Genomic DNA, 24,729 nt, shown 5'->3' with positions numbered 1-24,729 from the left:
TGTCGGAATGATCCGACACCACCCTTTGGCTTGGTGCTGTTAGGTCAGCGCCCTGCTGATGCCACGCAACCGTGGCGAGGGGAGGGGCGAGGCGTGTTTTACTCGCGGCCGCCGAGCTGGGCGTCGAGCCGCAGCAGGCCGCTGCCGTCGGCGCCGACCATCTTCAGGCGGTCGATGATCTCGCCAACGGTGGCCTCCTCCTCGACCTGCTCGCTCAGGAAGGAATCCAGCAGCGGTCGGGAATCGATGTCCTTGACCTCCTCGGCGACCCGAACGAGGTCGCGGATCATCGCGGAGACCTTCTTCTCGTGGGCCAGGGAGAGCTCGAAAGCCTCCAGGGCGCTCTCGATCTTGATCTCCGGGAGCTCGATAGTCTTCAGATTGACGCGGGAATCGCGGTCGATGAGGTGATCGGCGAAGCGCTGGGCGTGCTCCCGCTCCTCGTCGGCCTGCGCGAACATCCACGCGCTCATGCCGGTCAGAGAGAGGCGGTCCAGTTCGTACGCCAGCTGGGTGTAGACCAGTGCAGCCTGGTGCTCGGCGATGACTTGATTATTGAGCGCTTCTTCAAGCTTCTGATTGATACTCATAGCAGCAATCTTACTGGACGGTGGGGCGCGTGAATAGGGGGGGGAGCGACCAGGGTGGTGGAGCAGGCGCTGGGGCTGGCACGCAATGCTGGATTGCGAACCAGTGGTACCCGCCACCACGCCGTGCGGTGAAGAGCATTGACGGGTAGAGTAGGCATGTATTCATTTCGCTCACCGCGCACTATACGCGCAGGTCAGCGGTTGGAAAGTTGGGAACTCTGCCGAGTTCAGATGAGGAGAATGCGCGTTTATGCCTGCTAGGCCATCTCAGTCCCCTGCGCAGCACAAGGCGGGGAATATCATCGGTTCCGTTAACTGGAACGAGGTTCCGGACGACCGTGACCTCGAGGTATGGGATCGGCTGACGGCCAACTTCTGGCTGCCAGAAAAGGTACCCGTCTCGAACGACATCCAGAGCTGGGCCACGCTCAACGATGCGGAGAAGAACTCGACGATGCGCGTGTTCACCGGGTTGACGATGCTCGACACCATCCAGGGCACGGTCGGCGCGGTCTCCCTGATCCCGGAAGCGACCACCATGCACGAGGAGGCGGTGCTCACCAATATCGCCTTCATGGAGTCCGTGCACGCGAAGTCCTACTCCCAGATCTTCATGACCCTGGCGAGCACTCGTGAAATCAACGACGCATTCCGCTGGTCCGAGGAGAACGAAAACCTCCAGCGCAAGGGTGAGATCATCCTTCAGTACTACAAGGGCGACGACCCGCTGAAGCGCAAGATTGCCTCCGTGCTGCTGGAGTCCTTCCTTTTCTACTCCGGGTTTTACCTGCCGATGCGCTGGTCCTCCATGGGCAAGCTGACGAATACCGCGGACATCATCCGCCTCATCATCCGCGATGAGTCCGTCCACGGTTACTACATCGGCTACAAGTACCAGCGAGCTCTCGAGAACGAGAGCCCGGAGCGCCAGGAGGAGCTGAAGGGCTTCGTCGTCGAGCAGCTGCTGGACCTCTACGACAATGAGGTCGAGTACACCGAGTCCATCTACGACGAGATCGGCTGGACCGAAGATGTGAAGCGCTTCCTGCGCTACAACGCCAACAAGGCGATGAACAACCTTGGCTATGACGGGCTGTTCCCGGTAGAGGAGACCCGCGTTTCCGCTGCCATCCTCGCTGCGCTGAACCCGGGTGGCGACGAGAATCACGACTTCTTCAGTGGCTCTGGGTCCTCCTATGTCATCGGCAAGGCGGAGAGCACCACCGACGACGACTGGGACTTCTAGCTCCGCGCTCCAGCCCATAACACGAACGGCCGGCTCGCTAGGTGCAGCGAAACGGCCGTTTGGTGTTTTCAAGCGTGGAGAAACCTTGGAACTACCCCCAAAACTGTGAAAGAACTGGAGGTTTCCCGCCACCCGGCTTCTTATATTCGGGAAAAGGGGATAACATAGCACCAACCCTTCGTGTAGGGACCCTTTCTGGGCTGCAAGGAAGCTAATGCTCTCGCACTCAGGGGAGGGTTCTGAGAAGGCCAAAATTCTTTGGAGTGTCAGGGAAAAACCCTCGACACTGCGTAGTCAGGAGGAATCAATGACCGCGGTCGCGCCACGGGAACCACAGCAAGTTGCTCCCGAACGCCCACAACCGTCTGGCCATGGGCGCCGAGGCAGCTTTGCCTGGCATGCGCTGACGACCACCGACCACAAGCTGCTGGGCATCATGTACCTCATGATGGCCTTCACCTTCTTCCTGGTTGGTGGCCTCATGGCCCTGCTTATCCGTCTCGAGCTGTTCAATCCGGGCATGCAGTTCCTGTCCCCGGAGCAGTTCAACCAGCTGTTCACCATGCACGGCACCATCATGCTGCTGCTGTATGGCTCCCCGATGGTGTTCGGCTTCGCTAACTACATCGTTCCGCTCCAGATTGGTGCACCGGACGTGGCCTTCCCGCGTCTGAACGCCTTCGGCTTCTGGCTCACCACCGCCGGTGGTGTCCTGATGCTGACCGGCTTCCTCACCCCGGGCGGCGCGGCTGACTTCGGCTGGACCATGTACCAGCCACTGGCAGACGCTATTCACTCCCCGGGCCTGGGTTCTGACCTGTGGATCGTGGGTGTCGGCGTTGGTGGTGTCGGTACCATTCTTTCCGGTGTGAACATGATCACGACCATCCTGGTGCTGCGCGCTCCGGGTATGACCATGTTCCGCATGCCGATCTTCACCTGGAACATCTTCGTTACCTCCCTGCTGGTCCTGCTGATCTTCCCGCTGCTGGCTGCTGCCGCACTGGGTGTTCTCTACGACCGCAAGCTGGGCGGCCACATCTACGATCCGGGCAACGGTGGCGCCATCATGTGGCAGCACCTGTTCTGGTTCTTCGGCCACCCTGAGGTCTACGTCCTGGCTCTGCCGTTCTTCGGCATCGTCTCCGAGATCTTCCCGGTCTTCTCCCGCAAGCCGATGTTCGGCTACGTGGGCCTGGTCTTCGCAACCCTGTCCATCGCTGCTCTGTCCATGGCTGTGTGGGCACACCACATGTTCGTCACCGGCGCGGTTCTGCTTCCGTTCTTCGCCTTCATGACGTTCCTGATTGCAGTCCCGACCGGTATGAAGTTCTTCAACTGGCTCGGCACCATGTGGGGCGGTCGCCTGACCTTCGAAACCCCGATGATGTTCGCACTGGGCTTCTTCGCCACCTTCCTCTTCGGTGGTCTGACCGGCATCATGCTGGCTGGCCCGGCAATGGACTTCCACCTGTCTGATACCTACTTCGTGGTTGCGCACTTCCACTACACCCTGTTCGGCACGGTTGCCTTCGCATCCTTCGCTGGCCTGTACTTCTGGTTCCCGAAGATGACGGGCCGCATGCTGGACGAGCGTCTGGGCAAGCTGCACTTCTGGCTGACCATGATCGGCTTCCACACCACGTTCCTGATTCAGCACTGGGCTGGTAACTCCGGTATGCCGCGTCGTTACGCGGACTACCTGCCGACCGACGGCTTCACCGGCTACAACCAGGTCTCCACCATCGGTGCCCTGATCCTGGCCGTCTCCGTGCTGCCGTTCCTGTGGAACGTCTTCAAGTCCTACCGTTACGGCGAGGTCGTCACCGTCGATGACCCATGGGGCTACGGCAACTCCCTCGAGTGGGCAACCTCTTGCCCGCCGCCGCGCCACAACTTCACCTCCATGCCGCGGATCCGCTCCGAGCGCCCAGCGTTCGAGCTGCACTACCCGCACATGGTCAAGCGCATGCGCGACGAGGCTCACGTCGGCCGCCACTTCTAAGAAGTCGGCCACGGTGCCGGGGCCAGCAGCCAGCTGGCCCCGGCGCATACTCCAGCACTGAGGTGCTGTGAGCGCAAACCACACCCTTACTACGCAGGGTGTGGTTTTTCTTTTGCCGAAAAACGGGGGTAGCGGATCCTCCTTGCCGCAGCCACTGTGGTTCAATCGTGGGTGTGACTAGCGCAAATAACTCCACCCCAGTCGATAATCTCCAGCCCACGAGGCTCGCTTTCCCCGAAGAGCTGGAATCCATCCTGAATAACGGCTGCGAACCGGCCGTCATCACCGTCACGGGTGACGACAAGCCCGGCGTTACCGCCCGCTTCTTCCGCAGCCTCGCTGCCCACGACGTCCAGCTCATCGACGTCGAGCAATCCGTCTTCCGCGGCAATCTCGCCCTCGCTGCCCTCGTCGGCGTCGACGCTGATACGTTGGCCACCCTGAACAACGAGCTGCCCGCCGACCTGGAGGCCCTCGGCATGAGCGTGCAGATCCAGACGGACACGGAGGCCATGGCGACCAAGCCGATGCCCTCCCACGTCATGGTCGTGCTCGGGCGCCGAATCACCGCCGAGGACGTCCAGCGCATCGGACAAACACTGGCCGCCGAGGACGCGAATATCGATACGATTCGCGGGATCGCCGATTACCCGGTCACCGGGCTGGAGATTCACTTCACCGTCGCTAATCCCCGCCCGGGTGGCGGCGTGGAGCTGCGCAAGGCAGTCTCCGAGCTCACCGCCGAGCTGCACCTCGACATCGCAGTCGAGCGCGCCGGCCTGGCTCGCCGCAGCAAGCGCCTGATCTGCTTCGACGTGGACTCCACCCTCATCCAGCAGGAGGTCATTGAGATGCTGGCGGCCTACGCCGGCCGCGAGGACGAGGTCGCCGCTGTTACCGAGCGAGCCATGCGTGGTGAACTGGACTTCGCGGAATCCCTCCACGAGCGCGTCAAGGCCCTGGCTGGGCTCGATGCGTCTGTCGTGGAGAAGGTCGCCAACGACATTAAGCTCACCCCGGGTGCGCGCACCACGATTCGTACCCTCAAGCGCCTGGGATACAAGACTGGCGTGGTCTCTGGCGGCTTCATTCAGATCATCGAGCCGCTGGCCCGCGAGCTGGGCCTCGACTTCGCCCGAGCCAACACCTTGGAAATCCGCGAAGGCAAGCTCACGGGTCGCGTGATCGGCCCGGTCATCGACCGCCGCGCGAAGGCCGAGTCCCTCAAGGAGTTCGCCTGGTCGAATGGCATCAAGCTCAACCAGACCGTGGCAGTGGGCGACGGTGCGAACGATATCGACATGCTCTCCACCGCGGGTCTGGGCATCGCCTTCAACGCGAAGCCGGCCCTTCGCGAGGTGGCTGACGCATCCGTGAATTACCCATTCCTTGACCAAGTACTCTTCCTGCTCGGCATCTCCCGCTCCGAGATCGAGCACGAGGACATGGCTGACGGCACCTACCGCCGCCCGCCACTGCAGGACTAGTGCGCGAGTACAACGAGCCAGGGGAGTTGGAAGCAGACGAGCGGGAGCTGGTCCGGCGGGCGCATGCGATGCTCGTCCACCTTGCTGGGCACCCTGGTACCGAAGACCCACAAGACCCGAGCAGCGTGCAGGCTATGCCCATGGTCCTGCACCTGCCGAAGGTGGATGCGCCACTGCGCCACGATCTCCTGGCTGCGGCTGCCTCCGCCTGCGCCCGTGTCTGCCTCGACCCTCGAGCAGGTGAGGAAGACAGCGAGTGGGTCCAGGCATTAAAAAGCTGGTACGGCGCGAAGATTCGGAAACTCGCCCGCCGCGCCCGCGCCAGCAAGTGGGACGCGGTTCTTGGGCTGCCTGGGCACGAGGTGAATGTGCACGGTGCGATGGCCAAGGCGTTCCTACCCGGGCGCGTTGATGGCGTGGATCCGAGGATCAACAAGTTGCAGATTCAGGGTTCCGACTTGCCACCCGAACCTGGCCCGCTGCCCACACCCGAACCGGATCCATTGCACCCAGTCATTTTCGTGGACGCCGGGCTGGGCATGACGGTCGGCAAGGCCGCAGCCCAGGTCGGCCACGGGTCGATGCTTTATGCTGCCTTCCTCAGCCCGAAGCAGGCGGTTGCGTGGTTCGAGCTGGGCTGCCCTGTGCACGTGCGGGAAATCCCGGCCGAGGAGTTCGCCGCCAAGCGCGCGGCACTCGCGGAACGTCACGCCGCAGACGCCGCCGCTGCGAGCTCGCGGTGGATCACCGCGGTGGGCGGGCAGTGGCCGGTGGTGGAGGTTCGCGATGCAGGCCACACGGAGATCGCCGCGGGGAGCGCGACTGTTATTGCTGCCTCCTATGGCGGCCAGCAGCCTCCGCGTTAGCGCGAGCCTCCCGGGGGTGGGAGATCGCATTCCGAGACTGCGAGGGCTGCGGGGAGCGCTCGGGACGTGACCCGAGCGATGCCGCCTCTCGCTAGTCCTCGCTGGCCCGAAGCACGCGACGCAGGATCTTGCCGGTCGAGGACTTCGGGATCGCATCGATGAACTCGATGGCCCGCACCTTCTTATAGCTCGGCACCTGCTCGGCCACGTAGGCCATGATGTCCTCAGCCGTGGCCGTGGCGTTCTGCTGCAGCACGATGAAGCCCTTGGGGATCTCCAAGCCATCCTCACCCGCGACCCCGATCACCGCGGAGTCCGCGACCTCCGGGTGCGTGAGCAGTAGGGCCTCCAGCTCAGCGGGAGCGACCTGGTAGCCCTTGTACTTGATGACCTCTTTGAGGCGGTCCACGACATAAACATTGCCCTCGGGGTCCTGGACCGCGAGGTCGCCGGTGCGCAGCCAGCCACCGTCCACGAGGGTTTCTGTCGTCTCCCGGTCGCGGTTCAGGTAGCCGAGCATCACCTGGGGGCCACGCACCCACAGCTCGCCGACCTCCGAGTGCCCGTTGTTCGGCCGCGGAATCTCCTCTCCCGATTCGACGGCGACGAGCTTGTGCTCAGTGTTTGCCACTGGCAGCCCGATGGAGCCGCGGGGCACGCTCATGTCCAGGTTCAGGTGGGTGACCGGGGAGGACTCGGTCATCCCGAAGCCCTGGTAGACGTCCACCCCGAGGCGCTCCTGGACGGCCTCCGCGAGGCTGGTGTCCAACGCCGCAGCGCCCGAGAGCACGGCCCGCAGGCTGCTCAGATCGAATTCCTCGACCTGGGGGTGCTTCGCCAGCAGCACCGCGATGGGTGGGGCGATGAATGTGAAGGTCACGCCGAAACGCTCGTGAGAGGCGAGGAAGCTGCCCAGCTCGAAACGCGGCTGGGTCACCAGCGTGGCGCGCTGCTTGAGCGCGAGGTTCAGCAGCGCGGTGAGCCCGTAGATGTGGAAGAAGGGCAGCACCCCGAAGACGACGTCCTCCCGGGTCACGAGGTCCTGATCCGCAGCCTGGCAGACGTTGGCGACCAGGTTGCGGTGGCTGAGGCGAACCCCCTTCGGATCCTGGGTGGTTCCGGAGGAGTACGGCAGGACGGCGAGGTGGGTCGCAGGGTCAAAACTGATGTCCTCCGGCGCGTGGCGCCGCTCGGCCAGCATCTGCTGCATTCCCGAATTGCGGTCGAGGTGGTGGACCTGTTCCTCGCTGAGTCCGGCGGCTTGAGCTGCCTGGGCGGCGTGATCGCCCATCGCGGCCAGCGTGATGAGCATGCGCGCGCCGGAGTCTTGCAGCTGCCGGGTGATGGCGGCCTCGTCCGCCAGGAGGGAGACCGGGGTGAGGGTCGCGCCCAGGCGCCAGACGGCGTGGGCGTAGACGACGAAAGCCAGGGAGTTGGGGCAGTGCAGTGCGACCACATCGCTGCTGCGGATACCGAGGTGGGAAAGCCCACCGGCAACGCAGTTGATGTAGCTGCGCAGCTGCTGATAGGTGGTTTCCGTGCCATCGGCGATGTCGATGATCGCAACCTTGTCCTCGTCTGCCGGATCCAGCTGGCCGAAGGTGAATTCGTAGATTCCAACGTCGGGGATCTGGATGGTCTCCCACGTGCTCTGAACTGGCATGGCTGGTCCTTCCTAAGCGCCATCGGATGATCGCGCACTGTACGAGGCAAATATTTTTGCGGGCCCACCTAAAGCGGGAACCGCAGTTGGCACCATGATAAACGTCACACCACGGGCTTTAGGCCGATTTCATCGAGCCCACGGCGCGCTATTTCCCGGGCTGCGCATTCAGCCTGCGCAGCGCCCCGCGCGCCACATCCAGATCCGAGGTCTCCCAGAACCGTGGCATGCTGGCGCGGATGAAGGAGCCGTAGCGCGCGGTGGCCAGTCGGGAGTCCAGCACGGCGACGACGCCGCGGTCGTCCACGCTGCGCAGCAGCCGTCCCGCCCCCTGCGCCATCAGCAGCGCGGCGTGGGTCGCAGCGACTTCCATGAAGCCACTGCGGCCAGCTTTATCTGCGGCCTCCTTGCGGGCCTGCTTCAGCGGGTCATCCGGGCGGGGGAAGGGGATGCGGTCGATGAGCACCAGTTGCAGCGCGGAGCCGGGCACGTCCACGCCCTGCCACAGACCCAGGGTGCCGAAGAGGCACGCGGACTCGTCCTTCCGGAACTTCTCTACGAGGCTGGACATCGAATCCTCACCCTGAAGGAGGATCTCGTAGGGAACCACGCTGCGTAGCTGATCCGCCATTTCCTCGGCCGCCCGGCGGGAGGAGAACAGGCCGAGGGTGCGGCCACCGGCGGCGTTGATGAGCTGGGCGGCGTGATCGATGAAGCCACTGGATGGGCCACTGCGCCCAGGCGCGGCGAGGTCGCGGGCGACGTAGAGGATGCCGTGGGTCCGGGCGTCGAAGGGGGTGCCCACGTCGAGGGTCTTCGTGTCCTTCGCCGCACCCCATTGGGCGAGCATGGCGGTGAATTTCCCGCCCAGCGCGAGGGTCGCGGACGTCAGAATCACCGTGGATTGGGCGAAGAGCCGCTGCCGCAACAGGTCGGCGACGGACAACGGTGCGACGCGGACGACCTTACGGTTGCCTTCGGCAGAGAGCCAGACGACGTCCTCCCCGAGCAGGTCCTCCTGATCCGCGGCGGCATCCGCGGTGGAGGCCTCGAGGACGCGCACGCACGTATCGTTCAGCTCTTCGGTGGCCACGAGCAGGGCCTGGCGCTCGGCGGCCTTCGCCGGGTCGTTAGCGAACTCGCCGGCGGGTACCGAGTTGATCTGTCGGTTGGTTTTCCACGCCGCGTCCTTGAGCACGCCGAGGGGAACCTCTAGACCGTTGGGGACCCCGGTCCACCGGCCGACGATCCGATCACCGTCGGTGGCGATCGCGCCGTCGAGAGCGGTGACCCACTCGTCGAGCGCCTCGGTCAGCGCATCGCCGGTGCCGTCGGGGCCGATCTTGCCGGTGCGTTTGGCGAGGATCGCGATATTGGTGGGGGAGAGCTCCGCGGTGGCTGTGGAGGTGATGCGGGACTCGAGCTCGTGGGCCTCGTCGATGACCACGCAGTCGTGCTCCGGCAGGACCGGTACGTCGGAGAGGGCGTCGATGGCCAGGAGCGCGTGGTTGGTGACGACGATGTCCGCCTCCGCCGCTTCCGCCCGGGCCCGTTCCGCGAAGCACTGGTCGCCGAAGGGGCAGCGGCTCGCGCCGACGCACTCCCGGGAGCTGACGGAGACCTGCCGCCAGGCGGTGTCGGACACGCCGCGGTCGAGGTTATCGCGGTCGCCGTCCTCGGTCTCCTGGGCCCACTCGTGCAGGCGGGCCACCTGGGCTCCCGTCTTCGAGATCTGGGAGGGGTCGAGCAGTGCGTCCTCTTCTGCCTCGGGGATTGCTTCGTCGCCAATGCCGTTGATCTTGTTGAGGCAGAGGTAGTTATTGCGCCCTTTGAGGATCGCGGAGGTCAATGGGCGGGGGAGGTGCTCTTCCAGGGCGTCGGCGAGGCGGGGGAGGTCGCGTTCCACCAGCTGTCGCTGCAGGGCGATGGTTGCGGTGGAGACGATGACGGGGACGTTCGTCTGGGTGGCGTGCCGCGCCGCGGGGACCAAGTAGGCCAGGGACTTACCCGTTCCCGTGCCCGCCTGGACAGCCAGGTGCGTGGATTGTTCCATGGCCTCGGTGACGGCATCGGCCATTTTTTGCTGGCCGGGGCGCGGCGCACCGCCAATGCTGGCGACGGCTGTGGCGAGGAGGTCTTGGGTGGAACTCACGGGAGCACTTCTTCTACGAGTAACGGGAAAGGTACTGGTGACCGGTCGGGGAGCTGGCCGGTTTCTGCCCCAGTTAGCCCTGGGTGTGGGGCACGTGGCGGACGCTGATCACCGGCTCGTCGCGGGATAGGGCCAGGCCCTCCCACGGCAGGGAGACCAGCCGGTCGGCCAGCAGTTGGCGGGAATCCTCGAGGGTGGGCAGGCCATCCACTGGCTCACCGTCGCGGATGAGCGGGACGGAGAGTTCGATGGCATCCAGGATGCCGGTATCCGGGCGGGCCTCGCCGAAGGGGAAGGTGATTTCCTCGACGGCGGTGCCGGTGTCCCGGCAGGTTCGGATTGCAGCCTTCGCTCCGCCCTGCGAGTTCTTGCCGCGGGAGCGCTTCGCCACCGGGGCGCCCTCGACCTCGACGAGCTTGTAGACCAGCCCTGCGGTCGGCGCGCCGGAGCCGGTGACCACCGAAGTTCCCACGCCGAAGCCGTCCACCGGCTCGCTGCGCAGCGCGGCGATGGAGAATTCATCCATATCGCTGGAGACGATGATCTTCGTGTTGTGCGCGCCCAGGGAATCCAGCTGGTCGCGGACTTGCTGGGCGAGCACACCAAGGTCGCCGGAGTCGATGCGCACCCCGCCGAGCTCAGGGCCGGCCACGCGGATGGCGGTTTCCACGCCTTCGGCGATGTCATAGGTGTCCACCAGCAGGGTGGTCCCCACGCCGTGGGCGGCGATCTGCGCCCGGAAAGCGGCTTCCTCATCGGTCGTGCCGTCCGGGTGGGTGTGCAGTAGCGTCCAGGCATGTGCGGCGGTGCCGGAGGCCGGGATGTTGTAGCGGAAGGCTGCCTCGAGGTTGGAGGTGGCGTCGAAGCCAGCGAGGTAGGCGGCGCGGGCGCTGGACACCGCGGCGTACTCGTGCGTGCGACGGCTGCCCATCTCGATGATGGGGCGACCGTTGGCGGCGGTGACCATGCGGGCGGCCGCGGAGGCCACGGCGGAGTCCGCGTTGAGGATGGAGAGGATCACCGTCTCCAGGATGACGCACTCGGCGAAGGTGCCTCGCACGGTGAGGATCGGGGAGTGCGGAAAGTAGACCTCGCCCTCCAAGTAACCGTCCACCTGCCCGCGGAAGCGGTAGTTGCGCAGGTACTCCAGCGTCTCGGGCTGCAGGAAGTCCAGGTTTTCCAGCTGGGCCTCTGTGAAGACGAAGTCCCGGATCGCGCGGAGGACGCGCTCGGTGCCGGCGACGACCCCATAGCGGCGTTCGTTGGGCAGGCGGCGGGTGAAGACCTCGAAGGCGCACTGCTTCTCGGCGGTGCCGTCCTGTAGCGCGGCTTCCAGCATGGTCAGCTCGTACTTATCGGTGAGCAGAGCGGAGGAGCGCGGTGCGGAGAGGTACGGGTCGAGGTGGCCGATCGAGCCGTAGGCGGCGTCCTGTTGTGGGTTCTGGGCTGTGGAAGACAAGTGGATCCCTACGCGTTTTCTTCTTCAGGTGGTGCCGTAGCCGTCGAGTGGCCCCGGCGAATACTCACACTCTAGCGAGCGGTGCGGACAGGCAAAGAAATATTCCGTCACGATGCCTTCGCCGCCCCGGCGTGGCGACGGTATCCTTGGGGGCATGACTTCCCCAGCTGCACCAAGCGCAACCCCAGTTGCGGAGAAACGACCCGAGACCCTCGCGGATGCCGATCTGCCGTGGCAGTGCATCTGCTGGGACGATCCCGTCAACCTCATGAGCTACGTGACCTACGTCTTCGAAACCGTGCTCGGTTACTCCCGCAAGAAGGCCACCGAGTTGATGATGCGGGTCCACACCGAGGGTAAGGCCGTGGTCTCGTCCGGCGAGCGCGATAAGGTCGAGGGAGATGTCAAGAAGCTCCACACAGCGGGCCTGTGGGCCACGATGGAGCAGGTGGCAGGCTAGTAAGCATCCCGCGAGGCGAGGAGGACTCCCCACAGATGGAACCGTGGAAGAAGAAGACCGGCACGCTGCGTGGCACGCGCTTTGTCACCCAGCTCAACCCCCTGGAACGGGAGACCTTGGGTAATTGCGCCGCCACCGTCGCCGACGCCCTGATGGAGCGGGTGCGCACCGCGCCAAAGGATGAGCTAGCGGAGCTGACCGGCATGGCCAGCGGTCATTCGGAGCCACCGAGCAGCCCGGCGCTTGCACGAATTCTGCCGGACTTCTTCGCAGACGGTGCCGAGGAGGTCGAGGGGGATGCCGCGCTGACCCGGCAGCTCAACGAGACCGACATCATCAAGAGTAAGTTGATGAACCTCGCGCTCATTGCCGAACACATTGGCCCGGATGGCTCGGTGAACATCACCCTGAGCCAGGAGGAAGTCCAGCCGTGGCTCTCAGCCATCAACGACGTGCGGAACTACTATCACGAGCTCTGCCAGCCCGCGCTGCACGGACTGGAGGGGCCGGATCGGGTTGACGCGGCCAAGGAGTTGACCTCGTGGCTGGCATTCCACCAGGACAGCCTGCTGCGCGCGATGATGGGGGAGCCGCCCGCAGAGATGATGGACAACCCGGACGGCGACGATCCGCAGAACCCGGACGAGGGTCGCGGTGAAGGGCCGGAGGGGCAACACGGCCCGGGCAACCGACCGACGGGCGAGTTTTAGGATGTCCGCCGAATTGTTCGGCGCCCAGCCGGGGCCCAGCAACTCGCTTATCGACGTCCGTGGCCTCGGCGTGGGGCACGCGATCAGTGAGGGTGGGGCTGGAGACTCCGGGGCCACGATCATCGCCGCGCCCGCCGGGGCAGTCGCCTCGGTCGATGTGCGTGGTGGCGGGCCCGGCACCCGCGAGACGGATCTGTTGGAGCCACACAATACGGTCGAGCAGGTTCACGCCATCGCATTGTGCGGTGGCTCTGCCTATGGCCTCGCAGCCGCCGACGGCGCGATGGCCGCCCTGGAGGCGGCGGGCATCGGCTTCCCCGTGCTGGGGGAGGACGCACCCGAGAAGATCGTGCCGATCGTGCCGGGTGCGGTGATCTTCGACCTGCTGCTGGGCCGCTGGGAGTCCCGCCCCAGCCCGGAGACCGGCGCGGCGGCCGCCGAGGCCGCGTTGCGCAGTGCACCAATCGCCCGCGACGGGGAACCACCACGCGGGCAGGGCGAGAATGATGCAGCTCTCGCCCCCGCTACCGCATCGGGCAACCTCGGTGCGGGGTTGGGCGCCTCCGCCGGCGCCCTGAAGGGCGGATTCGGGCAGGCCAGCGCGGTGCTCCCGGAGCTGCCGGGCGAGCTGGCGGCACTCAGCGGGGCGACGGTGGCCGCGGGTATCGTCGTCAACCCGCAGGGCGCGGTCTTTAACCCCGCCTCCGGGCGGCTGTGGGGTTTCGACTCGGAGCTGGCCGGTGAGTTCGGCGCGGCGTCGACCACGCCGGTCTCCGACGAGGCCGCGGCGCACTTGCGCGGAATGAACCTCGCGGGCACCAAGTTCCCCGCACCGGGCGACGGGCAGCCCGGTAGCGACAGCCCACAGCTGAACACCACCATTGGCGTGGTCGCAACGGACGCCCCGCTCACCAAGGCGCAGGCCAAGCGCCTGGCACTCTCCGCCCACGACGGCCTGGCGCGCGCGATCCGCCCGGCCCACATGCCCATGGACGGGGATACCCTCTTCGGGCTGGCCACCGGCACCCGGAGTGGCAGCGTGGACGCCGTCGGCATGTCGGTGCTCGCCGCCACGGCCGCCAACTGCGTGGAACGGGCCATCGTGCACGCCGTGCTGGCGGCAGAGCCCGCCTACGAGCATCCCTCCTGGCGCAGTATCGTGGGCTGTTAAAGAGCCCCACGGCGTTACCCCGTCACCGCGCCGGGATCGTACCCACCGCTAAAGTTCAGGAGCCTGAACATGCAGAACCTCGCTTTCGCCCTGCGGCTCGTGGGAGTGGCCTGGATTGTCCAGGTCATCAACATGATGCTGGGCTACGGGCTTAACGCCTTCGGCATCCGGCCCGGCGACCCTTACGGCCTCCTGGGCGTGTTCGCCGCGCCTTTTCTGCACGGGGGCTGGGATCACCTCATCGCCAACTCCATGACTGCGGTTGTGCTGATCACGATGATCTGCTGGTCAGGCAGACGCGTCTTTTGGCGCAGCTCCCTGATCATCCTGCTCGCCAGCGGGGTGGGGACCTGGCTCATTGGTGGTGCGGGCACCGTTCACGTGGGCGCCTCCGGCATGATCTACGGTTGGGTCGCTTTTCTCATCACCCGGGGGCTCTTCACCAAGAAGCTCAGCCAGCTGGCCGGTGGGGTCGTGGTGCTGTTGCTCTACGGCTCCCTGTGGACCGGGATTCTACCCACCGACCAGGCTATTAGCTGGCAGGGCCACCTCTGCGGGGCGCTGGCCGGCATCCTCGCCGCCTGGCTGATGCCGAAGATGCCCACCGCCACACGTGCAGTGCGCACCGCAGGCCGTGCCTCCCTCGGCATGTAGCCACGGCCGACCAACCCCAGGACGCGGCCGGCGCACGGTTGCTTGGGGGCCGTGAGCGACGTCATTAAACTAAAACAGCGAGAACGACGAAGGAAGGACCGAGTAAGCACATGGCGGAGCAGGCGGACGGCGGCAGCGCGGCAGGCAGTACCCCGGAACAGGAATCCCACAACAACGCGCCCATCGGGATCTTCGACTCCGGGGTCGGCGGGCTCACCGTGGCGCGCACGATCGTGGACCTTCTGCCGCATGAATCCATCATCTACATCGGGGACACCGCGAACTCGCCTTATGGGGATAAGACGATCGCGCAGGTCCGCGAGTACGCCCGCATGGTCGCCGACGAGCTGGTTGCCCGCGGGGTGAAGATGATCGTCATCGCCTGCAACACCGCCTCCGCCGCCTTCATGCGCGACGCCCGCGAGCGCTACCCGATCCCGGTCGTCGAGGTCATCCTCCCCGCGGTTCGTCGCGCCGTATCCGCAACCCGGAACAACCGCATCGGCCTGATCGGGACGCAGGCGACGGTCACCTCCGGGGCCTATCAGGACCTCTTCGCTGCTAGTCCGGACGTCACCGCCGTTGCCCAGGCATGTCCGCAGTTCGTGCCCTTCGTGGAGCGGGGGATCACCTCGGGCCGCCAGATCCACGCGTTGGCGGAGGGGTACCTCGAGCCGCTGAAGGAGGCCGGGGTGGACACCGTGGTGCTGGGGTGCACGCACTACCCGCTGCTCACCGGGGTGGTCCAGTTCGTCATGGGGGAGGACGTCACGCTGGTGAACTCCGCGGAGGAGACCGCGAAGATGGTCTACCGCACGCTGGCGGAAAGCGGACAGCTGGCGGATAACGACCCGGAGCGCCAGGCCACCTTGTCCTTCGAATCCACCGGGGACCCGCACCGCTTCGCGCAACTCGCACAGCGCTTCTTGGGGCCGAAGATCACGAGTGTGTCGCAGATCCCCGGAGCTGCTGCGCTAGTCCCTGCGCTAACCCCTGCGCTAACCCTTGGGGCGCGACGGAATCGCTCCGGAGTTGGTCCTGGACAGCCCGGAAACCGCCCCGCTGAAGGAAACCTGATCTAAAGCTTGCCCAAATATCGAAAAACGCCGGGCATCGTGAAACAATATCCACTTATGGAGATGCTTGTGTTGGGTTGTTCCGGAAGCGTGCCCGGCCCCTCGGCCGCGGCCTCGGGGTATTTCCTGCGCAGTGCAGCGGGTGAGGGCGTGGTCGTGGACCTGGGCTCGGGGGTGCTCAAGCAGATGCAGCGCTATGAGGGGATCGATCCCTCCGACTGCCACGTCGTCCTCTCCCACATGCACGCCGACCACTGCTCGGACGTCCCGAGCCTGCTGGTGTGGCGCCGCTACCACCCCTTTGCGCCGGCGAGTACCCGCCACAAGCTGATCGGGCCGAGTATTGCCGCCAAGCACATCGGGCAAGCAAGCGCCGACTCCCCGGAGGCGCCGGACGACCTCACCGACACCTTCGAGGTCCTTGACCACGTTGTCGGGCCGGAGAGCGATTTCGATGCCGAGACCTGGCCGCATCACACAATCGGTGACCTGCGGATCTATGCGGTGGACGCCATTCACCCCACCGAGGCCTACATTATCCGCTTCGAGGACTCCTCCGGCTTCTCCGTGGTCTACAGCGGGGACACCGCGCCAACCCCGGCCCTGGCGCGCATCGCCGCGGGGGCGGACGTCCTCGTCTGCGAGGCGACCTGGTGCGATGGGGGAGCGACCATGCCGGAGGGCATGCACCTCTCCGGCGCGGAGGCTGGCGAGGCCGCCCAGGCAGCGGGCGTGGGTCGGCTCGTTTTGACCCACATTCCGCCATGGGGGGATAAGGCCGCCACCGTCGCAGCAGCCGCCCGCCACTACACGGGCCCCATCGAGGTTGCCCGGCCGGGTCTGCGCATCAGCGAGCAGCACTAAGCGCCCGCTACACTGGCTGGCATGTCTAATACGCCAGAACAAAGCACCCATACCCGCGCCGATGGACGCAGCGTCGACCAGCTGCGCGACATCCGAATCACCCGCCGGTTCACCACCAACCCGGCAGGCAGCGTGCTCGTCGAATTCGGGAACACCCGGGTGATGTGCACCGCCAGCGTGGAGTTCGGCGTGCCACGCTTCAAGCGGGACTCCGGCGAGGGCTGGCTGACCGCGGAATACGCGATGCTGCCCTCTGCTACCCACGAGCGCATGCCGCGCGAGTCCATGCGGGGCAAGGTCAAGGGCCGCACCCACGAGATTTCCCGCCTGGTTGGCCGCGCCTTGCGCGCCGCCGTGGATCTGACCGAGCTGGGGGAGAACACCATCGCCATCGACTGCGATGTCCTGCAGGCCGACGGTGGCACCCGCACCGCCGCGATCACCGGTGCCTACGTCGCCCTCGCTGATGCCCTGGCCTACCTGCAGGAGCAGGGTGTCGTGCCGGGCAAGCCGCTGCGCGCCCCCGTCGCCGCCGTCTCCGTGGGCATCATCGATGGCGTGGCCTGCCTCGACCTGCCCTATGAGGAGGACTCGCGGGCGGACGTGGACATGAACGTCGTGATGACCAAGGCCGGCCGCTTCGTGGAGATCCAGGGCACCGGCGAGGCTGCGGAGTTCGACCGCGCGGAGCTCAACACGATGCTGGACCTGGCAGAAGGTGGTCTGCACCAGCTGATCGAGCTGCAAGAGCGCGCGCTGAACACCGACCCGGCTTCGGGCCCGGTCACGCTTTAGAAAACCCCACGGACCACGCGGAAGGAGGACGCAATGCAGGTGCTGGTGGCGTCCAGAAATAAGAAGAAGCTCGCGGAGCTGCAGCGGGTGCTCGCGGCGGCGAACGTCGAGGGCATCGAGCTGCTCAGCCTCGCGGACGTGCCGGAGTATCCGGAGACCCCGGAGACTGGCGCGACGTTTGAGGCCAACGCCCGGATGAAGGCCCTCGACGGGGTGCGGAATGCTGGCCTGCCCACCGTTGCGGATGATTCCGGCCTCGCTGTCGACGCACTCAACGGCATGCCCGGGGTGCTGTCTGCCCGCTGGTGCGGTGCCCACGGGGAGGACGCCGAGAACAACCGGCTGCTGCTAGCCCAGCTCTCCGATGTTCCCGACGACCGACGTGGCGCCCGATTCGTTTCCTCCTGCGTGCTCGCTGTTCCCGCCGAAATTGCCGACGCCGCCGGCCTGGCGGGCGAGGTGGCAGTCACCGGCGAGTGGGAGGGCCGGATTCTGCGTGCTGAGCAGGGCACCAACGGCTTCGGCTACGACCCGCTCTTCGAACCTGCGGAAGCGCCGGGCCAGTCCTCGGCTGAGCTCACCCCGGAGCGTAAGGACGAGCTCTCCCACCGCGGCAAGGCGCTGCAGCAGCTGGTCCCGGCGCTGCGTGTGCTGGCTCAGTCCGCGCAGTAGACCAGCCAGGTCCCGCCCGAGCGAAAACGCCACCGGGGCACCCAGCGCGCAATAAGTTCGAACGCAAGAAAGGAAGTGCACCGTGACCCCTCCATCCACCCCGAGCACGATCGTCGCCAACGCTGCGGCGGATCTGAGCTGGCAGGAGGACCTCTATAAGTACCTCCACGCCCACCCAGAGCTCTCTGGGGCGGAGGAGCAGACAGCCCAGCGCATCGAGGAGGAGCTGCGGCGCTTCCCCGACTGGGCGGTCACGACCGGCATCGGCGGCTACGGCATCACCGCAGTGCTGCGCAACGGCGACGGCCCGACGGTGCTGATGCGCGCGGACTTCGATGGCCTGCCCGTCGCCGAAGCCACCGAGGTGGACTACGCCTCGAAGCATTCCCAGCTCAACGCGGAGGGCCAGCGAGTGCCGACGATGCACGCCTGCGGCCACGACCACCACACCAGCTCGCTGCTGGGTGCCATGGCGATCCTGGATGCGACGCGGCAGGACTGGTCCGGCACCGTCATCGCGCTCTTTCAGCCCGCGGAGGAGGCCGCGGTGGGTGCGCACCGCATGGTCTCCGATGGGCTGGACCAGATCATTCCGCGCCCGGATGTGTGCCTGGCTCAGCACGTCGTCGCGGGGCCTGCGGGCGAGATCTACACCGCGCCGGGCCCGGTGATGACCTCCTCGACCACCATCGAGATCACCCTGTACGGGCGCGGCGCGCACGCCTCTATGCCGCACCGTTCGGTCGACCCGGTGGTGCTGGCCGCATCCACCGTGATGCGCCTGCAGACGATCGTGTCCCGGGAGGTTCCGCCAGGCCAGTTCGCCGTGGTCACGGTCGCGTCCGTGGAGGCGGGTAAGGCCAATAACGTGATCCCGGACTCGGCGAAGATCTCTCTGAGCTGCCGCTTCTACGACGAGGATCTGCGCAAGCGCGTGGTGGCCGCGATCAAGCGGATCGTGCGCGCCGAGGCTCAGGCAGCGGGCGCGGATCGGGAGCCGAGTTTTAAGTTCGTCGGCATGCTGGGGGCGACCGACAATGCGGCCGAGGCCTTCGAGACCGTGCGGCCCGCCTTCGACGAGCGCTTCAGCAAGAACAGCCTGGACATGGAGCCGTGGACGGCCTCCGAGGATTTCTCGGTGATCCCGAAGCACTTCGGGGTGCCTTATCTGCTGTGGACCGTGGGCATTACGCCGCGGCGCCAGTGGCAGCGGGCCGAGGAAGCGGGCCGGCTAGATATCGATATTCCGACGAACCACAACCCGGGCTTCCTGCCTGATCTGGGGACGCTGCCGGTGGCCACGGAGGCCGCGGCGGTCGCGATTCTGGCCTGCCTGCAGCGCAGTTGGCCGGATACCTCCAGCCCGGAGGAGCTGAGGCAGCAGCCGACGGAAAAAGAAATCGCCGCGGCGCAGATCGAAACTGCACCGGGCGATTAATCCAGGCGGGGGGGGGATTGCCCCCCGGGCTTAGCTCAGCGCGAAGGCTTCCTTCACCTCGACGCGACGCTTGTGCTCGACGAAGAAGCTCAGCAGCGGGACCACGCCGGCGAGGATGGTGGTCAGCCACTTGCTGGGCTCCCAGCGCGCCTTTGTGCCCAGGTCCAGGCAGGTGATGCAGTAGAGCATGAAGAAAATGCCGTGAGCTGGGCCGATATAGGAGAACCAGGCCGGGGTGTTATCGCTGCCCAGGATCAGGTACTTGAAGATCATCTCAACGACCAGCACGAGCAGCCAGATACCGGTGGCGATCGCCATGACCGAGTACCACTTCAGGGCCTTAGCGACCCGTTGCTGGCGTGCCGGGTGGATCTTGGCGCCCGCTGGCTGGGGCGAGGCTGGCTGCGTCATCTCTTGTTCTCCCTCTACGGTTGGGTGGATTATCGGGAATCGGGCGTGCGGGCGCTAGCCCTCGTTGGCCTGGAGCTTCCTTCGTTCTTCCTGGGCTGGTAGCGGTGCCGAGCGGGCATCCCGCCTGCGGTGATCCTCGAAGACCTCCGCGGCCTCGGGTCGTTGCGTTGTGGTGGGGGCTAGGAAGTCCTCCGGGACCTCGGTGAGCTGGTCTTCCGCGTATTTTTCGACGGCGGCCTCGTCGTCACCGAGCAGGCGCTCCCGCTCGTATTCGATGTACTTGCGGTAAGTGACGATAAGGAAGATGCCGAAGATCGGCCACTGGAGCGCATAGCCCAGGTTCTGGAAGGAGCCGCTGGTGGATTGCCAGCGTTCATATTGCCACCACGCGAGCAGCAGCGTGGCGATGACGCCGAGTGCGAGAAAGATGATCTGCACAATGCGCACGCGCAGGGGAAAGGGCTCTTTCGGGGCCTGGTGTTCGCGCGATTCCTTCACAGCTCCCGAGTCTACCCACCACGGGGGTGAATCCAAATGACCGCCGGATGGGGAAATCCGGCGGTCACGAGGGGAAATACGAAGGGGAAATTATGGTGCCCCAACGTGGAGGAAACTGTAACCGCGTTCACGGCGCTGAAATCGTTGATTTCTCAGGGATGTAGCGAAGGGTACGATGTTGAAGATTTGGGTCCATCCACGCCGCGGACCGATGTTCGGGGCCCAGTCGTGACGCCGATTGGGACGGCTGTAACCCCTGTCACCCCGGAGATGATCGAGAGTATGGTTTCGGCATATGAATCGGGAGCCCCGTTGATTTCGATTGCTCGCGAGCACCGGCTAGGTAAGGAGAAGGTAAGGGATCTCTTGAAGGATGCTGGTGTTCGGATCCGTCGACAGGGTCTAGACGATGAGCAGGTGGCTAATGCTGTTCGAAGGTATAGGGAGGGTTTCACCACTCGTGAGATTGCCCGCGAGTTAGGCGTGGGGCACTCAATGGTATGGCGGGGACTCAAGGAGGCTGGAGTAAAACTGCGTTCTCAATTTCAACGCCCAAGATCGAAGTGACCTAAAGCGAGCGAGTGTAAGCAAAACCTCTGGCCTGACGCATCGCACAACTGCACAAAATACTGCACTTCTACGCCTGAGAAGTATCGGACGTCGCCGCACTTGAGCGCAGGCGTCCAAATGCTTGAAATCTCACCGAAACCGCGTGATTCTGGTCCCCATTCTGGTCGCCCTCGGGCCCGAGATGGTGCCTACGCATTAACCTGCTCGCCAGCGACGCTCGGAGAAGAGTTGTCGTTGAGCGACGATCTCACGTGCAGCAAACGCAGGCAGCTCTAGCTGCTCCACGTCAACATTCTCGATCCAAGCTGTGCATTGCGCAGGAGAGAGTGAGGGATCCAGTACAAACTCCGCAATCGCGCGAGTAGTAGCCCTTGACAACCCAACCGAAATGAAGGACATGTCGGTTGGCCGTGGCACTCCCAGTTCAAGCATCATCTCGATATCGACGGCATCCGCATCGATCTGTCGACCAAGTTCTCCCGCCGCTTGCGCCACGACGTCGGCGTAGCAGGAAAGGTACCTTGGCGCCTCAAAACGCGCGATGTCCTCTACGTCCGCCATCACCTTACGAATCAGGCCCGGATAGGAGACTTCTAGGCCTTGATCGCGTCGCCACCTCGCGCGGTTGTCGATAATGACACTAAGAGGCACACCTCTCATCCAGTGAACGATGAGGCGCGCAAGCGACAAGCGACGAGACTCAGGCTCGAACGACCCACCCAGGTGCTCAGCTACATAGTCCAGCGCGGTCTTGTACTCATCGAAAGCATCATCGCTAGTTGGAGGAACGAGAGCAAGTTCCTCGGGGTGACCGTTTGCCAATACGGCGTCCAAGAGGCGCTGCATCGACATCGGACTGATGCCTGCATGTTTCTTCACGAGGTCTGGGCGAAGCCGCAGCGTTGGCGTCACGCGCTCAAGTGCCTCAGCGATCCGGTCGGTCTCCTCCGCCCTCAAGGAGACACCATGAAGCCCAACCAGATTTCCGTCAGATATGAAGCGCCCAACAAGCCAGTTGAAGGCTGATTCGAGTTCCGGAGGCGTCTCGCGATCAGCCTTGTGCGCGCCACGGTCGATGTACTCGATTACGCTAGCTACGTTGGACAGCGTCGTAGTCGCCGCGGGCACGATCGATGACCGCTCTCGCCTCCCGGGCTTCTCAGGCCAGGCCTTCGCATCTGATGTATCAACGCAGAATATGTTCCCCTGGAACTCAGTGCCCCATCTACCAGCTCTTCCGGCCAGGTTCCAAAAGTCTGGCATGGGCATATGCATCCTGGGCCCCTTGCGCGGAGCGCGTAGGAAGAGGTTTCGGCACGGCAGGTTCACTCCCTCAAGAAGGGTGGAAGTGCATACGAGGTATCTGATTTCTCCTCGCTTGAATAACTCCTCAACCTTCGCCTTGAGCACGAGAGGCATGTCACCGTAGTGGAAGGCGACACCCCGCCTGGCGAACTCGGCGAGTTGAAACCTCTCGTGCACGACGCCTTTGGAAAAGTCGACCAACTCCTGGACAGCATCCGACTCTATCGCGAGGTCTTCGCCTAGAGCATCGAATATGGTTCTCGCAAACTTCTCCGCTTCAGCCGGTCCGTTCGCAAAGACAAGGTTCCCTGTGGAGTCGCCCCCAATCGCGGCAGCGATGAGAGGAACTTTCTGCCCAACACCATCTGGAGCGAGGGGTAGTTCTATCTGACCAACCTCCCGTTCCTTACCTTCGTACACGAGTGAGAGCGCATAGCGGCGCGGCTTCCGACGGACCTGGTTGATGAAGACGAGGTTCTGATTCACCGTCACGGTCTCGCCGACGAGTGCGGCTTTGCGATCCTGCGAAGATGCTGGATCCAGGAGTATGTCGGGGTTGGCTGACAAAGGACTCGCAAACACTAACCGAACAGTTGGGTCCCGGCGAAGGGCTTCGTCTAGCACCTGCGTTAGCAGTATCCCGCGAGTGCCATCAGCGATCTTTTGCGCTTCGTCTACAAAGATCACCGATGGTGAAAACTGCGGCAACCGCTGATGCAGCAGGTGAAGACGCTCTTGCGTGAGAACGAACACCTGTCGTTCGAAGCCAGTAATTTCAGGGTCCCACGGGAGGGTGTGAACCCCGACGCTGTCATCCAGTTTGGATCGAAAGACCTCGCTAACCTCCTCCACGAGGGCTCTGGTAGGCGCTATGTACACAAGTCGTGCAGGCGTCGATCCTCGCAGTTCGGAGAACATCCACTCGCGGATGATGTACGACTTACCTGCGGATGTCGGCGCAGATACACTCACCCAGTCATTGGCAGAAGCGAGCTCCCAGAACGCTTTTTGAAAAGGGTTGACGTCGATAACGTCGCCTCTCGGCAGCGTTACCGTTAGCTCGGCGCGACGGCCTAGCGCGTCAAGGACAAGTGTCGATGAGTTTGCTTCGATCGACGCGATGATGCTCTCGTCACGGTCTCGTGCCAAATCGATTGCTGGCTGATTCCCCACACGATCTAGGAGAAGAATGGCGGCGGCTCGCTGCTCATCGCTGCTGTGGCGCGACCTCAGGCATCCTTGCGCAACACGCAGCACGGCATCCTGAGCAACCTCATTCGCCTCTGGCGTTAGCGCACTCGCACACACCAAAAGAAAAGCCCAGTCCGGCTCGCGCGTGGGAGACGCGGATTCGTCCAGAAAAGGCACATCCGCCTGTACCGAACTGACCGCGATTTCCTCCAGTCCAGCTCGGAACCGGCTGAGGGCGAGCACCCGGTCCGACAACTGACTCATGGCTTGACCTCAATCCGAAGCTCAGTCTTGATTGCCTTTCGAAATTCCTCGACGGACGGCATTGGAAAGAAGAACACCTCGATAGCATGCTTAGTCAGGGAACGATTCTCAAGGCGCGTCTTTGTGGATTGCGCCCAACTACTGAGGACTTCGTCCAGTTCAGCCTTAAGAGATGCTTCCTCACGAGGAAGACTTGGATAGTTTTCATGAACGAACCCAATAAGGCAGGCGCCACGCATCTCGACATTCGCAGAGAGGAGCGATCGGTCGTTGAAGTACTCGAGCAGACGAGCCGTTACCTCCGCGTTTCCAGTGTCGGCGTAGTGTCTGATCAGGAAGACGTCTTGCTCGTGAGCGGTGCCAGCCAGATAAGGCGCGATGCTATCCATGCAATCCGTCATCGCTTTAGCAACCGACTCATAGAGCTTTGCTTCACCCCAATAAACAGCTAGATCCCCGTTATCAAGGAGCTTCGCATGGACTCCGTCAGCCCCGTGGTACTGCATCTCGGTACTCGTCTTTAGAGACATCTTGCTAAGAACCTGCGGTATCTGGAGTCCTTTTTCAAGCAACGCATATAAAAGGAGTTCTGCACCCTCCCCGGTCTTGACCTGGGTCTGAGTGAACAGGCGTGACGCTTCGTTAGCTAGGCGAGTAATCTCTGGAATCTGCCTATCCGGAGATAGTTGTCTGGCCTTTTCAATTTCCGTCCGAGGAATGCAGTAGTTAACGATCTGATTCGCAAGCTGCTGCGCCAGCGTCTTGAGGCGAGGGGTTCCCAAAGGGTCACTTCGGAGAAAATGACAGCGGACAATCGAACGCGTGCCTTCAACAGCGATTGGTTCGCCGTAAGTGACTAACGAACTCTCTACTTCGTCCCAGCCACCCCGCACGAGCCGTTGAACAGCCTCGATCAACGGGACTTGTTCGTCAATGGTAGTCTGACCCGCCTCGCTAGTCATGCGGTAAGCCGATCTTGCTCCGGGCGGACGACGCGACGACCAGCGCTCTAACGTCCCACGATTCGTGTCTGTTCATAATCGACCTCTTCAGCTGAGGGTCGAGTGGACCGACGACCCGGTTCAAACTGTCATGGCACGAATTTTACCGTACTGCTATGGCAGATACCCTTCGACACGCAGACCGTCATGTTGGAAGGCGCCGCAATTCGTGTGCTGCCGA

21 protein-coding genes are annotated in these 24,729 nt (G+C 64.1%); 13 read left to right on the top strand and 8 right to left on the bottom strand.

Translation table 11 applies throughout. From position 1 onward, the window contains the following. Positions 1-98: 98 nt before the first annotated feature. Positions 99-590: a ferritin gene (locus QP140_RS06620; protein WP_041628508.1), complete on the bottom strand. Its 492-nt coding sequence runs from the start codon at positions 588-590 to the stop codon at positions 99-101. A 250-nt stretch (positions 591-840) separates the two neighbouring features. Between QP140_RS06620 and nrdF the strand changes: the two genes are divergently transcribed. The 4 genes from nrdF to QP140_RS06600 all read left to right on the top strand — a co-directional run bounded on the left by nrdF (position 841) and on the right by QP140_RS06600 (position 6,194). Next, the gene (gene nrdF / locus QP140_RS06615) at positions 841-1,836 is read left to right on the top strand and encodes a class 1b ribonucleoside-diphosphate reductase subunit beta (RefSeq protein WP_284758722.1); all 996 of its coding nucleotides are present in this window, start codon (positions 841-843) and stop codon (positions 1,834-1,836) included. Positions 1,837-2,143: 307 nt separating this feature from the next. Then, positions 2,144-3,841, top strand: a complete 1,698-nt coding sequence (ctaD, locus tag QP140_RS06610; protein ID WP_070759164.1) for an aa3-type cytochrome oxidase subunit I — start codon at positions 2,144-2,146, stop codon at positions 3,839-3,841. 98 nt (positions 3,842-3,939) lie between these two features. Then, positions 3,940-5,328 (top strand): phosphoserine phosphatase SerB, encoded by a 1,389-nt coding sequence (gene serB / locus QP140_RS06605; RefSeq protein ID WP_148792546.1) that lies wholly within the window; start codon positions 3,940-3,942, stop codon positions 5,326-5,328. Then, positions 5,328-6,194, top strand: a complete 867-nt coding sequence (locus QP140_RS06600; protein ID WP_284758721.1) for an aminoacyl-tRNA hydrolase — start codon at positions 5,328-5,330, stop codon at positions 6,192-6,194. The genes serB and QP140_RS06600 overlap by 1 nt, the downstream gene beginning before the upstream one ends. A 91-nt stretch (positions 6,195-6,285) precedes the next feature. Here the strand turns inward: QP140_RS06600 and QP140_RS06595 are convergent, their stop codons facing one another. The 3 genes from QP140_RS06595 to QP140_RS06585 all read right to left on the bottom strand — a co-directional run bounded on the left by QP140_RS06595 (position 6,286) and on the right by QP140_RS06585 (position 11,420). Continuing rightward, entirely contained in the window at positions 6,286-7,857 is a 1,572-nt protein-coding gene (locus tag QP140_RS06595; protein WP_284758719.1) for an AMP-binding protein, read from the bottom strand. A gap of 148 nt (positions 7,858-8,005) precedes the next feature. Continuing rightward, the gene (locus QP140_RS06590; RefSeq protein WP_284758718.1) at positions 8,006-10,009 is read right to left on the bottom strand and encodes an ATP-dependent DNA helicase; all 2,004 of its coding nucleotides are present in this window, start codon (positions 10,007-10,009) and stop codon (positions 8,006-8,008) included. Between the two features lie 73 nt (positions 10,010-10,082). Further along, positions 10,083-11,420, bottom strand: a complete 1,338-nt coding sequence (locus QP140_RS06585; protein ID WP_148813094.1) for a nicotinate phosphoribosyltransferase — start codon at positions 11,418-11,420, stop codon at positions 10,083-10,085. A 202-nt stretch (positions 11,421-11,622) separates the two neighbouring features. Here QP140_RS06585 and clpS point away from each other — a divergent pair, with 202 nt between their 5' ends. From clpS to QP140_RS06540, 9 genes are all read left to right on the top strand, one after another. Continuing rightward, positions 11,623-11,928, top strand: coding sequence for an ATP-dependent Clp protease adapter ClpS (gene clpS / locus QP140_RS06580; protein WP_284758717.1), 306 nt, complete (start codon positions 11,623-11,625; stop codon positions 11,926-11,928). A gap of 35 nt (positions 11,929-11,963) precedes the next feature. Beyond that, positions 11,964-12,638, top strand: a complete 675-nt coding sequence (locus QP140_RS06575; protein WP_284758715.1) for a DUF2017 domain-containing protein — start codon at positions 11,964-11,966, stop codon at positions 12,636-12,638. Position 12,639: 1 nt separating this feature from the next. Continuing rightward, on the top strand, positions 12,640-13,809 hold the full coding sequence (locus QP140_RS06570) for a P1 family peptidase (protein WP_284758714.1): 1,170 nt from the start codon (positions 12,640-12,642) through the stop codon (positions 13,807-13,809). Positions 13,810-13,878: 69 nt separating this feature from the next. After that, positions 13,879-14,463, top strand: coding sequence for a rhomboid family intramembrane serine protease (locus QP140_RS06565; RefSeq protein ID WP_012360715.1), 585 nt, complete (start codon positions 13,879-13,881; stop codon positions 14,461-14,463). A gap of 110 nt (positions 14,464-14,573) precedes the next feature. After that, a complete protein-coding gene (murI, locus tag QP140_RS06560; protein WP_284758713.1) occupies positions 14,574-15,545 on the top strand; it encodes a glutamate racemase in 972 nt (323 codons plus the stop codon). 51 nt (positions 15,546-15,596) lie between these two features. Then, on the top strand, positions 15,597-16,403 hold the full coding sequence (locus tag QP140_RS06555) for an MBL fold metallo-hydrolase (protein WP_232620156.1): 807 nt from the start codon (positions 15,597-15,599) through the stop codon (positions 16,401-16,403). Between the two features lie 21 nt (positions 16,404-16,424). Beyond that, positions 16,425-17,198: a ribonuclease PH gene (gene rph / locus QP140_RS06550; protein ID WP_148820116.1), complete on the top strand. Its 774-nt coding sequence runs from the start codon at positions 16,425-16,427 to the stop codon at positions 17,196-17,198. Between the two features lie 33 nt (positions 17,199-17,231). Then, entirely contained in the window at positions 17,232-17,870 is a 639-nt protein-coding gene (locus tag QP140_RS06545) for a non-canonical purine NTP pyrophosphatase (RefSeq protein ID WP_148820118.1), read from the top strand. A gap of 82 nt (positions 17,871-17,952) precedes the next feature. After that, complete coding sequence (locus QP140_RS06540) at positions 17,953-19,308, top strand: amidohydrolase (RefSeq protein WP_015381841.1); 1,356 nt, start codon at positions 17,953-17,955, stop codon at positions 19,306-19,308. Positions 19,309-19,338: 30 nt separating this feature from the next. Here QP140_RS06540 and QP140_RS06535 read toward each other — a convergent pair whose 3' ends face one another. From QP140_RS06535 to QP140_RS06520, 4 genes are all read right to left on the bottom strand, one after another. Further along, positions 19,339-19,719: a DUF3817 domain-containing protein gene (locus tag QP140_RS06535; protein ID WP_015381840.1), complete on the bottom strand. Its 381-nt coding sequence runs from the start codon at positions 19,717-19,719 to the stop codon at positions 19,339-19,341. A 54-nt stretch (positions 19,720-19,773) separates the two neighbouring features. After that, a complete protein-coding gene (locus QP140_RS06530) occupies positions 19,774-20,217 on the bottom strand; it encodes a hypothetical protein (RefSeq protein ID WP_148812688.1) in 444 nt (147 codons plus the stop codon). Positions 20,218-20,982: 765 nt separating this feature from the next. Continuing rightward, positions 20,983-23,547, bottom strand: a complete 2,565-nt coding sequence (locus tag QP140_RS06525; RefSeq protein ID WP_070759175.1) for a DEAD/DEAH box helicase — start codon at positions 23,545-23,547, stop codon at positions 20,983-20,985. Continuing rightward, on the bottom strand, positions 23,544-24,509 hold the full coding sequence (locus tag QP140_RS06520) for a HamA C-terminal domain-containing protein (protein ID WP_070759176.1): 966 nt from the start codon (positions 24,507-24,509) through the stop codon (positions 23,544-23,546). The genes QP140_RS06525 and QP140_RS06520 overlap by 4 nt, the downstream gene beginning before the upstream one ends. Positions 24,510-24,729: the final 220 nt, after the last annotated feature.

The sequence above is a fragment of the Corynebacterium sp. UMB9976 genome (genome assembly GCF_030212265.1).
Taxonomy (GTDB): domain Bacteria; phylum Actinomycetota; class Actinomycetes; order Mycobacteriales; family Mycobacteriaceae; genus Corynebacterium.
Note: the sequence above shows the minus strand (reverse complement) of the source record. Positions and strands in the feature narration are given on the sequence as shown.

Bases quoted from the DNA above. Each gene is read 5' to 3' on its own strand.
- clpS (WP_284758717.1), top strand. From the start codon at position 11,623: ATGACTTCCCCAGCTGCACCAAGCGCAACCCCAGTTGCGGAGAAACGA.
- QP140_RS06525 (WP_070759175.1), bottom strand. From the start codon at position 23,547: ATGAGTCAGTTGTCGGACCGGGTGCTCGCCCTCAGCCGGTTCCGAGCT.
- QP140_RS06545 (WP_148820118.1), top strand. From the start codon at position 17,232: ATGCAGGTGCTGGTGGCGTCCAGAAATAAGAAGAAGCTCGCGGAGCTG.
- QP140_RS06570 (WP_284758714.1), top strand. From the start codon at position 12,640: ATGTCCGCCGAATTGTTCGGCGCCCAGCCGGGGCCCAGCAACTCGCTT.
- QP140_RS06595 (WP_284758719.1), bottom strand. From the start codon at position 7,857: ATGCCAGTTCAGAGCACGTGGGAGACCATCCAGATCCCCGACGTTGGA.
- QP140_RS06555 (WP_232620156.1), top strand. From the start codon at position 15,597: ATGGAGATGCTTGTGTTGGGTTGTTCCGGAAGCGTGCCCGGCCCCTCG.
- nrdF (WP_284758722.1), top strand. From the start codon at position 841: ATGCCTGCTAGGCCATCTCAGTCCCCTGCGCAGCACAAGGCGGGGAAT.
- rph (WP_148820116.1), top strand. From the start codon at position 16,425: ATGTCTAATACGCCAGAACAAAGCACCCATACCCGCGCCGATGGACGC.
- murI (WP_284758713.1), top strand. From the start codon at position 14,574: ATGGCGGAGCAGGCGGACGGCGGCAGCGCGGCAGGCAGTACCCCGGAA.
- ctaD (WP_070759164.1), top strand. From the start codon at position 2,144: ATGACCGCGGTCGCGCCACGGGAACCACAGCAAGTTGCTCCCGAACGC.
- QP140_RS06575 (WP_284758715.1), top strand. From the start codon at position 11,964: ATGGAACCGTGGAAGAAGAAGACCGGCACGCTGCGTGGCACGCGCTTT.
- QP140_RS06565 (WP_012360715.1), top strand. From the start codon at position 13,879: ATGCAGAACCTCGCTTTCGCCCTGCGGCTCGTGGGAGTGGCCTGGATT.
- QP140_RS06535 (WP_015381840.1), bottom strand. From the start codon at position 19,719: ATGACGCAGCCAGCCTCGCCCCAGCCAGCGGGCGCCAAGATCCACCCG.
- QP140_RS06620 (WP_041628508.1), bottom strand. From the start codon at position 590: ATGAGTATCAATCAGAAGCTTGAAGAAGCGCTCAATAATCAAGTCATC.
- QP140_RS06520 (WP_070759176.1), bottom strand. From the start codon at position 24,509: ATGACTAGCGAGGCGGGTCAGACTACCATTGACGAACAAGTCCCGTTG.